This is a genomic window from Elongatibacter sediminis (genome assembly GCF_037892215.1).
Classification (GTDB): domain Bacteria; phylum Pseudomonadota; class Gammaproteobacteria; order Xanthomonadales; family SZUA-36; genus Elongatibacter; species Elongatibacter sediminis.
Map to the genome: position 1 here is coordinate 247,729 of NZ_JAZHOG010000005.1, position 12,820 is coordinate 260,548.

Genomic DNA, 12,820 nt, shown 5'->3' on the forward strand with positions numbered 1-12,820 from the left:
AGGGGCGAGTTCATCCCCCTTCCTGAACGAACTGGAAATTGATCCCGAACAGATCGTCCGGATCGACGTCCATGACCCGCCAGTCGTCCAGGCCCTGGCGCGCTGAGTTCTGCAACATCCGAAACCCGGCGGATTCCGCGGCGCGGGCGGCGTTCTCAACATTGGCGACCTCGCACGACAACAGGAAGAACCCCTCGCCGTGTTCCTCGAGAAACCGACCGGGAACGCTGTCGGACACCCTCGGGCAGACCAGCACCAGCCAGATCCCGCCCAGGTTGAAGCGAACGATTTCCACACCCCGTTGAGACAATGACTCGACCGGGCCGGCCGGAACACCGAGCAGGCGCTCGAAGCGTTCAGCCGCGGTCACCAGGTCGCGCACGATGAAATTGAGGTGGTGCATGCCTTTGATCACGGCGACACTCCCGCTTCAGGCCCCGCGGCCGGGCGAGCGGCACCCTTGCGGTTCAGGCTCAGCAACACCAGTGCCGAGGCAAAGAACGGAACCACGCGCTCGGCCACGTCACCGGGCGCGTTGGGCAGCAGGAACAGAACCACCGCCAGGGCAAACCCCGTGACTATGGAAGCCAGCACAGCGACGGGCGCGATGCGGCGACCGGTCAGGCGCGCGAACACCGTTGGGCCGAACGCCGCGCCCAGCGCCGTCCACGCGAACAAAACGCGGCTGAAGATCCGCTCCGGGAGAAACACCGCGACGGCAATGGCCAGGACCACCAGCACGACCACGGCCAGCCGCGAGACCCACAACCCCCTGCGGGCGCGGCGGCCACCGACGCCGAGATCGTGAACCACCGCGGAGGCCGCGACCAGAAGCTGGCTGTCGGCGGTGGACATGATGGCTGACAGCACCGCGGCCAGCAGCACCGCCCCGACCACGGGACTGAACAGCAACTCGATCAGTTCGAAGAACACCGTTTCCGGATTTCCGAGATCACGCATCATCACGTGTCCCGCCAGTCCGAGCACCATCATTCCAACGAACACCACGGCGTACCAGACCACGGTAATGACACGGGCCTGGCTCAGGGCCCGGTCGTCGCGCAGCGCCATGAAACGCACCAGCAGATGCGGCTGCCCGTAGGTGCCAAAGCCAATGCCCAGTCCGCCCAGGATAATCCCCGCGGCGACCCATCCCGCATTTCCGAAAGTCAGGCTCAGCTGTTGTGGCGTACCGACCTGCTGCAGACCTTCGACCAGCCCCCCAAAGCCCCCGGCCTCGATGACCGCGGCGGCCGGCAGCAGAATCGCCGTCGCCGCCATCAACGACCCCTGGATCGTATCGGTCACGCTGACGGCCCAGAAACCGCCGAGCAGGGTGTAAATCATGATGATCAGGCCGCCCAGAACGATGCTGGACGACATCGACATGTCGAAGGTGGCCGAAAACGTATTGCCCGCCCCCTGGAACTGTGCGGCCACATAGAAGACAAAAGAGAAGACGATAATGACCGACGCCGCGGCGACAATCAGTCGGCGCATCCGGCCGGTGGCGTCCTGGACGAGAAAGTCGGTCAGTGTGATCTGGTCGTGGATGCGGCTGTGGTGCATCAGGCGACGGCCGATCCAGAACCAGGCAACGAGCATCCCGGTGAACGAGCCGAGGGCGATCCAGATCACGGAAACGCCCAGCACGAATGCGGCGCCGCTGACGCCCAGCATGGTCCAGGCAGACGATGCGCTGGAGGCGTAGCTGATGGCGGCGACGACGGGACCGAGTTGGCGGCCGCCCAGAAAAAAGTCCGCGTGATCGCGGTTGCGGCTGCTGGCCCACAGCCCGATACCGATGAGCACCAGCTTGTAGGCCACCAGGGTAACGGCGATGACGGTGAGTTTGTCCATGGGTTCCGGCAGCGATGCAGGTCCGGTGATTATACGGTCTCACCGCCGGCCCGGTTCCTGCACGCAACCTTCACGCCGCTGCCGGCAGGCTTGTCGGCACCGGAACCGATGACCCGACCGGTAACCCGGCCGGGCCGATCACCCGGGAGCCCGGATTCGGGACAGAATGTAAAAGGAACACCATGCGATTTCTTCTACCGACGCTGCTGGCCCTGTTTGCGACCACAACCGTCGCGGCCGAGGACCGTTATCGGGTCACCTTGGAGCCGGCCTGGCGGGACGGCCCCGCCGCGGTTTCCGTTGAGGTCTGTTTCGATGGGGATCCGCCTCACGAGTTGCACCGATCGTCCGCGGCCGCCGCATTCACCATCCGGATTACCGGACCCGGGGGGCCGATACTTAACCACGACCGACACGGCCGTCTGCGGCTCGGCGAGCTGCCGGACAACGCCTGCGTATCGTGGCAGGTCGACCTGGCCCGCGCCGCGGCGGAAGGCGATTCCCGCCTGGCCCTGAACGCCGCAGGCGCCGTTGTCAGCGACGGCGACCTGTGGTTCTGGCGCGACGGCGACCGCCGCCGGGTCCGGGTCGACGTCAGCGCGCCACCGGGCGTGCGCTTCTCCACACCCTGGCCCGAGATCGCAGCCCCGGAAAAGTTACCGCCGGCCGCAAACACGACCCGCCGGTTCGCACCGGAGCCCACATCGGCCTGGTGGACTTCACGCATCGCGATTGGCCGCTTTCACGAACGACGGCTGGCGGTGCCGGGCGGCCATCTGCGGCTTGCCGTACTGGGCGTGGACCATGCCAGCGATGTCGACCGCTACGCGGCCTGGATCCGGGAGACCGCATTATCGGTCGCCTCGGTCACCGGAGCGTTTCCGCAGAAGAATCCGCAGGTTTTGATCATCACGCTTGGCCCGCAAGGCGAGCCCGTTCCCTGGGCGCACGTTATCCGCGGCGGGGGCGTCGCAGCCGAACTCTTTGTCGACCGCTCGGCCTCGCTGGATACCCTGCGCGCCGACTGGACCGCGACCCATGAACTCAGCCACCTGCTGCTGCCCTACGTGACCCGCCGCGACCGCTGGCTATCCGAGGGCCTGGCCTCTTACTACCAGAACGTGCTGCGCGCCCGCGACGGCCGACTGGACGAACAGCGCGCCTGGGAAAAGCTCAACAGTGGTTTCAAACGCGGCGAGCGGGCCACGCGCGGCGGCACCCTGGCCAGCGCCACCCGGGCAGGCCGCAGCGCGACGATGCGCATCTACTGGAGCGGCGCGGCGATGATGCTGAAAGCCGATGCACGCCTGCGCGCGCTGAGTAACGGACGCCAATCACTGGATACCGCGCTCGCGGCGCTGCATGAATGCTGTCATGACCCCACCCGGCGCTGGAGTGCGCACGAACTGTTCACCCGGCTCGACCGTCTGACCGGTCACCGGGTGTTTGCGGATCTGTATGATGAGCACGTCATGGATGAAGCGTTTCCCGACGTCAGCGAAACCTACCGGCGCCTCGGTGTCGTGCCGGGTTGGCGTGGACTGCGCCTGGAACCCGACGCCCCCTGGAGCCGCATCCGCCACTTCATAATGAATACCCCGGGGATGAACACACAGGAACCCGGCGCGCCGGCGGACCCGCATCGCGAGCGTGCCAGCGAAGGACCGTGACGATGACCGATCTGCACGAAGCCGACATCGACTGCCCGTACTGCGGAGAAAACATTACGGTACTGATCGACCCGTCGGTCCCGGTGCAGCGTTACACCGAGGACTGCTCGGTCTGCTGCCAGCCGATCCTCGTCGAAGCCGCCATCGACGCGGCCGATCAGACCACGGTCCGGGTCACCCGCGAGAACGACTGAGCCGGGCTAACGTTCGATCAGCATCGCCGCGCCCCCGCCCCCGGCCCCGCTGGCCGAGACGATGCCGCGCCGCAGGTCGCGCCGTTCCATTTCATCGAGCAGGGTGCCCAGCATGATGGCGCCGGTGGCGCCCAGCGGATGTCCGAGCGCGATTACGCCGCCATTGACGTTGAGTTTCTCAGCCGGAATGCCAAGGTCCCGCCGGGCCTTGACCACCGTGGCGGCGAAGGCCTCGTGAATTTCGAACAGGTCGACATCGTCGACCGACAGGCCATTGCGTTCCATCAGTTTGCCCGCGGCCAGAACCGCGCCGGAAAGCACCAGCAGGGGATCGTCCGCGGCATTGACGGCATCGCGGATCACCGCCCGTGCGCTTCGGCCCAGCGCCCGACCGGCCGCTTCGGAGCCGACCAGCACCGCCGAGGCCGCATCGCACATCGCCGGGGAATTGCCCGCCGTGTGGATGTGGCGGATTTCCTTGAGTTCCGGAAAAGCCGCGAGCTGTGCCGCATCCGGGCCCATCGCCCCGAGCTTGGCGAAGGCCGGCTCGAGCTGACCCAGGCTTTCCAGGCTCACGTCGGGCCGGATGCACTCGTCCTCGGTCACGGTGATGCCCTTGACCGGGTTTTCCACCGGCACGATGGAGGCATACCAGCCTTCCGCCCGCGCCCGCGCCGCCCGCTGCTGGCTGTCGACGGCCACCTGGTCGGCTTCCTCTCGCGACACGTCGTACAGGCTGGCGATCAGGTCCGCGCCGTTGCCCATCATCAATATGCGCGAACGGGCCGCCAGCTTCGGGTCCATGAAGGTCGCCGCCTGGTCAGACAGCATCGGCACGCGCGACATCATCTCGACCCCGCCGCCGATGGCCAGATCCTCCTGCCCCGCCGCCACCTTGAGCGCGGCGAAATTGACCGCGTCGAGACCCGACGAGCAGAACCGGTTGACGGTAATGCCCGACAGGCTGGCCGGCCAGCCGGCGTACAGGGTGGAGGTTTTGGCGATGTTGCCCGCCTGCTCGCCGTGCTGGGTCACGCAGCCGAGGACGACTTCCCCCACGGTGGCCGGGTCCAGGCCCGTGCGCGCTTCCAGCGACCGGTACAGCGAGCCCATCAGGTCCAGCGGGTTCAGATCGTGCAGACCACCGGTTTCCTTGGCCCGGGTGCGGGCCGTGCGGATCGCGTCGTAAATGAAGACATCGGCCATCAGCCGACTCCCACGACGAAGCTGGCGCAGGTCGTCGTGCTGCCGCCCACATTGAAGGTGATCAGGTTTTCGGCATCCGGAATCTGGCAGTCGCCGGCGTGCCCGCTGACCTGGCGGGCGCAGTCCAGCACCATGCGCACACCGGTCGCGCCCACCGGGTGCCCGAGCCCGATCAGGCCGCCGCTGGGATTGATCGGAAAATCACCGCCCGGTGCGATCCGGCCCGACTCGATGGCCTGCCAGCTCTGGCCGGGCTCGGTGAGGCCGGAATGATCGATGGCCATGTATTCGGTCACGGTGAAGCAATCGTGCGTCTCCAGGCCGTCCAGGTCGGTGATCGAGTCCATGCCGGCGCGCTGAAGCGCGTCGTCGAAAGTCGCCCGCGCGTGCGGGAACAGCAGCGGCTGGTCGGCACTCAGTTCCAGCTTGCGCTCTAGCAACAGCGTCGACGAGCGGTGACCCCAGCCCTTGATGCGGGGAATATCCCGCAATTGTTGGCCGGTGGCCCGGGCATGTTCCTCGGCCACCTTGCGGCTGGCCAGGATGATGGCCGCCGCGCCGTCGGTGATCTGGCCGCAGTCCATCTTGCGGATGCGGCCTTCGACCGGCGGGTTGGCTTCGTCATCGTCGGTGAAGCTGGCCTCGGTGAAGGTCCAGTTGCGTGACTGCGCCTGCGGATTTCGCCGGGCGTTGTCGAAGTTGATGCGCGCGATGGTCTTGAGCTGGTCGCAGTCGATACCGTGACGGCGATCGTACTCTTCGAGAATGCGGTCGAACATGTGCGGCCAGGGAAACTGGCAGTCGGTGTCTTCCGTGCCATGCCAGGTGGCGGCTCCGAGGTAGTCGGCACCGGTGCTGCCCGGCACATTGCGCATCAACTCGAGGCCCACCACGGCGGACAGGTCCACGTGGCCGGCCAGGATTTCGTTCATCGCCGACAGGATGGCCATGGACCCCGACGCGCAGGCTGCTTCGTGCCGCGCGGTGGGAATGCCGTTCAGTTCCGGGTAGACATGACCGAAGAACCCGCCAAGCAGGCCCTGGTGGGCGAACAGATCGCCGACGAAATTCCCGACGTGCCCGGCCTGGATGCGATCGGGCGCGACTCCGGAGTTCTCCACCGCGCCCTGCAGCGCCTCGGCGAACATGTCGTATATCCCCAGTCCCTCGCGGGCCCAGTTGCGGGCGAAGTCGGTCTGGGATCCGCCCAGTACGTAGATTTCGGTCATGCGGTTTTCACCTGTAATTCCAGCTCGTGACGCTGGACCTTGCCCAGCGGATTGCGCGGCAGCGCCTCCAGGTAATGAATGCGTTCGGGCAGCTTGAATTTGGCCAGCCCCTGGTCCAGCAGAAAGGCATTGATGGCCTCCAGCGCCGGCGGGTGGTGGGGATCGGCCGGCACCACGCAGGCACACACCCGTTCCCCGTAATCCCTGTCTGGATAGCCGCAGACCGCGCCGTCGGTCAGTCCGGGAAAGCCCTCCAGCAAAATGTCGATCTCGGTCGGCGAAATTTTCATGCCGGCCCGGTTGATGATGTCCTTGCAGCGGCCCACGATGCGGTAATAGTTCGGCGGCTCACCACAAATTTCCACCAGGTCACCGGTGCGGAACCAGCCGTCTTCGGTGAACACCCCGTCATCGTTGCCCCCCAGATAGCCGTCAAAGACCGTCGGCCCGGCGAATTGCAGCTCGCCCGGCTGCCCCGGCTCGGTGATCAGCTCGCCCGTCTCCAGGGCCACCACCCGGTTGCGCACGTAGTCGTGCGCGATACCCGACCAGGGCATGTTCTCGCAGCCCAGCCGCGGGAACATGGTGGCTCGCACGTCCGGTTCCACCGAGGTTTCCGGGGTCGAGAACAGGCTGATGCCCTCATTGGAACCGTAGAAGTTGACGATCGGCTTGCCATAATCGCGGTCGAACACCTCGACCATCCAGGGCGACAGCGGCGCCGACCCGGAGCCGATGCGCCGCAGCTCCGAGAAATCGAAGCGGTTCCAGCTCTCCGTGTCCCTGGCCAGATGATTGAGCATGGCCGGGGGCACAATGGTGAAGTTGATGCGCTCATCCTGAATCTGGGTCAGGAACAGGCCCGCCTCGAACGGCTGATGCAGCACCAGCGAGCAGCCGTTCAACGCCATCGGAAACAGGAACCCGCCCAGCGCCGCCATGTTCACCAGCGGGAAGGGGTTGAGCAGCCGGTCGCCGGTCCGGTAGGCGGCGGCCTCGCTGCTGGTGCGCCCGGTCGCCAGCCACATATTGTGCGAGCGCGGCACCCCCTTGGGCGTTCCGGTGGTGCCGGAAGTCCAGACCACGGTCAGGATGGCGTTGGCGTCGGCGGGATGCGCGGCCAGGTGGGCATCCACCGCTTTGCGGGCGGCATCGCCGCACTGGCCTGTCACGGTCAGGATGCCGTCGGATTCAGCGGCACCCGCGAATCGCAACACGGGCACGCCAGGCAGGGCCTTGGCGGCGCGCTCGGCGAGCGGAACGCCCTTGACCTGGTCGATGGTCAGAACCGCCGCGGGCCGAAGCACGCGGGCGGCCGTTCCCAGTTCGTGCGCGCCGTACTGAACCGGCAGCGGTGACAGCACCGCGCCGACCAGGCTGCTGGCGAAGTAACTGACCACCAGTTCCACGACATTGGGCAGTTGCGCGATGAGTACATCGCCGGGCCGGATGCCGCGGCCAAGCAAATCGGCCGCCAGCGCGCAGGCCGCGCGCTCCAGTTCCGCGAAATCCAGCCGCAGCTGGTCACCTTCGGTAAAAGCCGCACGGTTCGGCGGATCGGCGACCGCCAGTTGATCCGGCCGATCGAGCGCCTGTTCGCGCAGCAGATCATGCAGGGTGGTGGTGCCCCATTGGCCGGCGGCCGTCAGGCGATCGATACGCGCTTGTTCAGTCGTTCTCAAGACCGGCACCCGACCCCGGGACGACCGGAACCTTCACGCCGGGCCGGCCCGGTGAACGCTACCGGCCGATTCTGTGCAAGATCCTGTGTTTGTTCTAAGTTCATTTATAAAAGCCTCTGATCAAAGACTAGCGATGCAGGGCCGTGCATTCAAGTCCTTTTATGAAACATGGCGCAGGACTTTTTGGTATCGTGAAGGGCGAATCCCCCACCTGCGAAAACCGGCAACTCCCAGGAAAATGCATGAGTAAGCTCATGGAAACCCGCGCCAGTTCGATCAATCGCGCGCTGGACCAGATTGGCGACAAGTGGTCGCTGCTCATCATCGGAGACGTCATGTGGGGGATCAAGACGTTTGGCGAGTTGCTTGCGGCGACCGGAATGTCCCGCGGCGTACTTTCGGACCGTCTGAAATGGCTGGAATCCATCGACTGTCTGCAAAAGCGCTACACCGACGAAAACCGCCGGCGTCCCACCTACCACCTGACCCGGAAGACCATCGATCTGTACGACACCGCGATGATGTCCCTGAACTGGGAGCGACGGTTCTACAGCGAGCCCGAAATGGACGCCATCCAGCTCGTCCACAAGGATTGCGGGAACATCTTCACACCCAAGATGGCGTGCCGGCACTGCGGCCGCGACGTGCTGGCCGCTGACGTCGAGTTCCATGACGGCCCGGGCGCCACACGCGATCTGCGAAAAATGAAGGTGCGGCGCCGTTCCTCCAAGTCGATTCGCGACATACCCAGCGGCCGGGCCCAGTACAAGAACCTGATTCACCTGATCGGGGACCGCTGGACCGCCAACGTGATCGCGCTGGCGTTTCACGGGCTCAAGCGTTTCGAGGAATTCCACCGCGAACTGCCCATCGCCACCAACGTCCTTTCCGACCGGCTCAAGTTTCTGACCCAGGAGGGCGTATTTCTCGCGGTCCCGTACTGTGAGCGACCGCTGCGTTTCAATTACGCCCTGTCGGAGAAAGGCCTGGCCCTGTTCCCGTTCTTCCTGGCCCTTCTGCAGTGGGGCGACACCTGGTGTGGCGACGGCAGTGGCCCGCCCATGATGCTCATCCACACCACCTGCGGCGAGCCCCTGCACGGAGAGGTCCGCTGCGATGCCTGCGACGGGCGCATTCTGGCCTACCGGGTGCACCAGGAATTGCTGCCGATTCCCGCGGAAACCTCATGAGCGATGCCTCCCTGACCGGCGCCTGGACCTTGTGCTCCTGGACCATCCGAACGCCGGGCGTCATGCGCGTTTCCGAGCCGTTTGGCGCCTCACCGCAAGGCCTGCTGATGTATTCCGCTGACGGCTGGATGAGCGCCACCGTTTGCCGGCCGGAGCGTCCGCTCCTGCCCGGAGGAAGCCCGCGACGGGCACCGGACGCGGACCTGGCGGATGCTTATCGCTCCTACTTTCACTATGCCGGCCCCTACCGGGTCGAATCCGGCCACGTAATCCATTCCGTTCATTACAGCCTGAATCCGGCCATGGTCGGCACCGAGCAGGTGCGCGCCATGCAATTCCGGGACGACCGCTTGATCCTGACCGGCGAGGAGCCGCTCGGTACGGGCGTGCGCCGGCATGAACTGGTCTGGCGCCGGACTGACACCAGGAAATCCTGAATGCACACATTGCTCGAAACTCACCTGCCCACCCTGAAGCAGGCATCCGATGCCTGCCGGACTCGTGCCCAGTGGTCCGGCTTCAAGGAATCGCCCAGCACGCGGCTGCACGGCGAAGAGGCACCGGCGGCCGGAAAGCGGGCTTTCGAGTCTCTGCTGGGCCAGCCGTTCGAACTGGAACTGCCGGGCGTCACCGGCCACCTGGGCGAGGAAGTCTCGCCCTATACCCGGGAACCCCTGGGCATCGATTACCCTGTTGCCGATCCCGAAATTTCCTGTCGGGCCGGACTGGAGGCGATGCGATCCTGGCGTCGGCTGGACCCCGACCAGCGCGCCGCGCTGTGCATCGAAATGCTGCGGGCGCTGGAATCGGTCTGTTTCGAGAGCACGCATGCGACCATGCACACGGCGGGCCAGTCGTACATGATGGGGTTCGTGGGCAGCGGCGCCAATGCGCTGGACCGCGGTCTCGAAGCGGTGGTCTACGCCCACCGGGCCCTGACCGATCTGCCCGGCCACGCGGTTTGGCGCAAGGCCTTCGGCAAGACCGATGTCGCGCTGGAGAAACGTTATCACTTCGTTCCGCGCGGCCTGGCCCTGGTCATCTGCTGCGCGTCCTTTCCCACCTGGAATGCCTACCCGTCCATCATGGCCAACCTGATGACCGGCAACGCGGCCATCGTCAAACCGCATCCAGGCGGCATTTTGCCGATGGCCATCGCGGTACGCGAGATGCGCCGGGTACTCGCCGCCAACGGGCTCGACCCCAACATGGTGCTCCTGGCGGTGGATACCCGGGACGAGCCGGTGGCGCAGCGCTACCTGGAGCGCGGCGAGGTCGCCATCGTCGATTTCACCGGCAGCCAGCGCTTCGGTTCCTGGCTGGAACAGAACCTCGGCAACAAGCGTATTTACACCGAAACCTCGGGCGTCAATTCGATCGTCATCGAATCCACGGACAACCTCGACGGCATGCTGGACGCGGTGGCGCACAGCCTGTGCCTGTTCTCCGCGCAAATGTGCACCTCGCCGCAGAACATCCATATCCCCGCTGGCGGCGTGGAGACCGATCAGGGCCGCATCGGGCCGGCCGATCTGGCGCTGGCCCTGGCGGGACGGGTGGATGCCCGGGTCGGGAACCCGGCACAGGCCGCCGGACTGTGCGGGGCCCTGCAGGCGCAAAATACCGTAGAACTGCTCGCGCGCCTGGCCGACCGGGCCGCCGACGTCGGAGAACTGCTGCGTGCTCCGGAACCCTACGCTCATCCGGAGTATCCGAACGCGCGCACCGCGACACCGTTGATTATCGCCACCGAGCGCCCGGGGCAGGACGTGCTGAAAGAAGAACACTTCGGCCCGGTGTCGTTCGTCATCACCCACGCCGACCCGGACTCGGCGCTGGCCAGCGCGGCCGCAACGGCCGCCACCCGTGGCGCGATTGCCACCCACGTGTATTCGGTCGACAACGATTATCTGGATGCGGCCGAGCAATCATTCGTAGACGCCGGCGCGTCCCTGACCTGCAACCTGACCGGACCCATGCCGTTGAACTTCGCCGCGGCCTACAGCGACATGCACGTCACCGGCCTGAATCCGGCTGGCAATGCCTGCCTGACCGACCTCGCCTTCGTCGCCGACCGGTTCCGTATCGTGCAGTGCCGCTGGCCGCAGGGAACCCGAACCACCACCTGAAATCCCCATCCCCGGGGCGTGTTCGGACCCTAATCGAAGCGGGTGCGTTTCAGCCGCATACCGGCCGCCTCGCGATCCCAGGTATCGTCGGTAATCCCCTGCTCGCGGATATCGACCTTGCGCACCTTGTTGGTGGGGGTACGCGGGAGTTCTTCCAGCGGCCGGATGTAACGCGGCACCATGTAGTGCGGCATGCGCGGCACGAGGTATTCGGCCAGCGCACGAGGATCTACTTCGGACCCGGCCTTCGGCACCACGGCCACGAGGATTTCCTGATCGCCGTGCGGGCTTTCGATGCCGACCACGGCGGCGTCGGCCACCCCGTCGAAGCCGAGCACTTCCGCTTCGACCTCGATCGACGAAACGTTCTCGCCCCGCCGCCGCACGGCGTCCTTTTTGCGGTCGACAAAGAAGAAATTACCGTCGGCATCACGCCGCACCAGGTCGCCGGTATGGAACCAGCCGTTGCGCCAGGCCTCGGCCGTCGCCCCGGGCCGGTTGAGATAACCCATGTTCACGGTCCAGGGCTGGTCCGTGCGCACGATCAGTTCGCCGGCCTCGCCGGCAGGAACCTCGTAATCGTGGTCGTCCACCACCCGGCACTCACAGCCGGGGCGGGGCCGGCCGATGCTTCCGGGCACCTTGCAGTCGAGCTCGGTAATCAGCGGCCCCGACAACTCGGTCATGTTGAAACCGGACAGATAACCGAAACCGTACCGCTCGGCCACTTCGATGGCCTGCTCGTTCAGCATCAGGGTGATCATGCGCAGCGGGTTGTCACGATCGTTCTCCGACGGCGGGGCCTTGGCCAGGAAACTCGCCATCGAACCGATGAGACCCGAGGTCGTGGTGACCCCGTGCTCCTCCACCCGCTGCCAGAAGGCATCGGTCTTGAAGCCGGGGTAGACGACGATCCGCGCCCGGTAGGTAAGGGCCGCCATGATCGGCGCCACGCCGCCGACGTGGAACGCCGGCAGTTCGACCATCATGCAGTCGTCGGCGTTCAGGTATCCATAGGTGGCCACCCCGGTCATGTACATGTGGCCGTAGGGACACATCACCCCCTTGGACGGACCGGTGGTACCCGACGTGAAGATCACCATCTGCAGATCCCAGATGTCCACGTCGGCCGGTTGTTCAACCGGAGTGCCGGCATCCACCAGGTCGGTGGCGATCACGGGAACGTCGTGTTCCCGCAGATCTCCGGGCGACGCCCCCACGCAGAACACCTGCCTCAGCGGCAGTTCATCGACGAGTTCCAAGCGCTCCAACAACTGGGGATGCAGCACCATGGCCACGGCGCCGGACTCGCGGATCGCGTGCTGAAGAATCGCGCCGCGGTAGTCGACGTTGATCGGCACGACCACGGCGCCGAGGTAATTGAGGCCGAACCAGGTACGCAGCATGGACACCCCGCTGGGCATCCAGGCCAGCACCAGGTCACCCCGCTGTATGCCATGGTGGGCGAAAAAACCGGCACTGCGCCGCGCCTGCTCCACGGTCTCCGCGCAGGTCCAGGCCTCGCCGTCGTCGAAACGGATCTGCTCCCGGCCGGGCGTTTCCCGGGCGTTGCGTTCCAGAAGCCAGGGCAGCACGCAGTCGTCCCGATGCGGACGGCCAAGATCCATCAGCGGGGTGTAGAACGGTTTAGCGGTCACCC

11 protein-coding genes are annotated in these 12,820 nt (G+C 65.8%); 5 read left to right on the forward strand and 6 right to left on the reverse strand.

The genetic code is table 11. The annotated features are described in order from the left end of the window. Positions 1-10 precede the first annotated feature (10 nt). On the reverse strand, positions 11-415 hold the full coding sequence (locus V3330_RS09540) for a VOC family protein (protein WP_354695182.1): 405 nt from the start codon (positions 413-415) through the stop codon (positions 11-13). Further along, complete coding sequence (locus V3330_RS09545) at positions 412-1,860, reverse strand: sodium/proline symporter (RefSeq protein ID WP_354695183.1); 1,449 nt, start codon at positions 1,858-1,860, stop codon at positions 412-414. Before V3330_RS09545 ends, V3330_RS09540 begins: the two co-directional genes overlap by 4 nt. Positions 1,861-2,042: 182 nt before the next feature. Here V3330_RS09545 and V3330_RS09550 point away from each other — a divergent pair, with 182 nt between their 5' ends. After that, positions 2,043-3,530, forward strand: a complete 1,488-nt coding sequence (locus V3330_RS09550) for a M61 metallopeptidase family protein (protein WP_354695184.1) — start codon at positions 2,043-2,045, stop codon at positions 3,528-3,530. A gap of 2 nt (positions 3,531-3,532) precedes the next feature. Then, positions 3,533-3,724 carry a CPXCG motif-containing cysteine-rich protein gene (locus V3330_RS09555; RefSeq protein WP_354695185.1) on the forward strand — a complete coding sequence of 64 codons (192 nt, stop codon included), beginning with the start codon at positions 3,533-3,535 and terminating at the stop codon, positions 3,722-3,724. Between the two features lie 6 nt (positions 3,725-3,730). On the opposite strand, the gene V3330_RS09560 is transcribed toward V3330_RS09555, so the two are convergent. The 3 genes from V3330_RS09560 to V3330_RS09570 are packed head-to-tail and all read right to left on the reverse strand — an operon-like array spanning position 3,731 to position 7,841. Beyond that, positions 3,731-4,930, reverse strand: coding sequence for an acetyl-CoA C-acyltransferase (locus V3330_RS09560; RefSeq protein ID WP_354695186.1), 1,200 nt, complete (start codon positions 4,928-4,930; stop codon positions 3,731-3,733). Continuing rightward, on the reverse strand, positions 4,930-6,159 hold the full coding sequence (locus V3330_RS09565; RefSeq protein WP_354695187.1) for an acetyl-CoA acetyltransferase: 1,230 nt from the start codon (positions 6,157-6,159) through the stop codon (positions 4,930-4,932). Before V3330_RS09565 ends, V3330_RS09560 begins: the two co-directional genes overlap by 1 nt. Continuing rightward, the gene (locus tag V3330_RS09570) at positions 6,156-7,841 is read right to left on the reverse strand and encodes a class I adenylate-forming enzyme family protein (protein WP_354695188.1); all 1,686 of its coding nucleotides are present in this window, start codon (positions 7,839-7,841) and stop codon (positions 6,156-6,158) included. The genes V3330_RS09565 and V3330_RS09570 overlap by 4 nt, the downstream gene beginning before the upstream one ends. Before the next feature lie 242 nt (positions 7,842-8,083). Here V3330_RS09570 and V3330_RS09575 point away from each other — a divergent pair, with 242 nt between their 5' ends. Genes V3330_RS09575 through paaN form a run of 3 tightly spaced genes read left to right on the forward strand, consistent with a single transcriptional unit; the run spans position 8,084 to position 11,160 of the window. Next, the gene (locus V3330_RS09575) at positions 8,084-9,031 is read left to right on the forward strand and encodes a winged helix-turn-helix transcriptional regulator (protein WP_354695189.1); all 948 of its coding nucleotides are present in this window, start codon (positions 8,084-8,086) and stop codon (positions 9,029-9,031) included. Then, positions 9,028-9,468 (forward strand): lipocalin-like domain-containing protein, encoded by a 441-nt coding sequence (locus tag V3330_RS09580; protein WP_354695190.1) that lies wholly within the window; start codon positions 9,028-9,030, stop codon positions 9,466-9,468. Before V3330_RS09575 ends, V3330_RS09580 begins: the two co-directional genes overlap by 4 nt. Continuing rightward, complete coding sequence (gene paaN / locus V3330_RS09585; RefSeq protein ID WP_354695191.1) at positions 9,469-11,160, forward strand: phenylacetic acid degradation protein PaaN; 1,692 nt, start codon at positions 9,469-9,471, stop codon at positions 11,158-11,160. A gap of 29 nt (positions 11,161-11,189) precedes the next feature. Here paaN and V3330_RS09590 read toward each other — a convergent pair whose 3' ends face one another. Next, positions 11,190-12,818, reverse strand: coding sequence for an AMP-binding protein (locus tag V3330_RS09590; protein ID WP_354695192.1), 1,629 nt, complete (start codon positions 12,816-12,818; stop codon positions 11,190-11,192). Positions 12,819-12,820: the final 2 nt, after the last annotated feature.

Coding starts and splice junctions, on each gene's coding strand:
- V3330_RS09560 (WP_354695186.1), bottom strand. CDS start 4,930: ATGGCCGATGTCTTCATTTACGACGCGATCCGCACGGCCCGCACCCGG.
- V3330_RS09565 (WP_354695187.1), bottom strand. CDS start 6,159: ATGACCGAAATCTACGTACTGGGCGGATCCCAGACCGACTTCGCCCGC.
- paaN (WP_354695191.1), top strand. CDS start 9,469: ATGCACACATTGCTCGAAACTCACCTGCCCACCCTGAAGCAGGCATCC.
- V3330_RS09550 (WP_354695184.1), top strand. CDS start 2,043: ATGCGATTTCTTCTACCGACGCTGCTGGCCCTGTTTGCGACCACAACC.
- V3330_RS09575 (WP_354695189.1), top strand. CDS start 8,084: ATGAGTAAGCTCATGGAAACCCGCGCCAGTTCGATCAATCGCGCGCTG.
- V3330_RS09545 (WP_354695183.1), bottom strand. CDS start 1,860: ATGGACAAACTCACCGTCATCGCCGTTACCCTGGTGGCCTACAAGCTG.
- V3330_RS09580 (WP_354695190.1), top strand. CDS start 9,028: ATGAGCGATGCCTCCCTGACCGGCGCCTGGACCTTGTGCTCCTGGACC.
- V3330_RS09555 (WP_354695185.1), top strand. CDS start 3,533: ATGACCGATCTGCACGAAGCCGACATCGACTGCCCGTACTGCGGAGAA.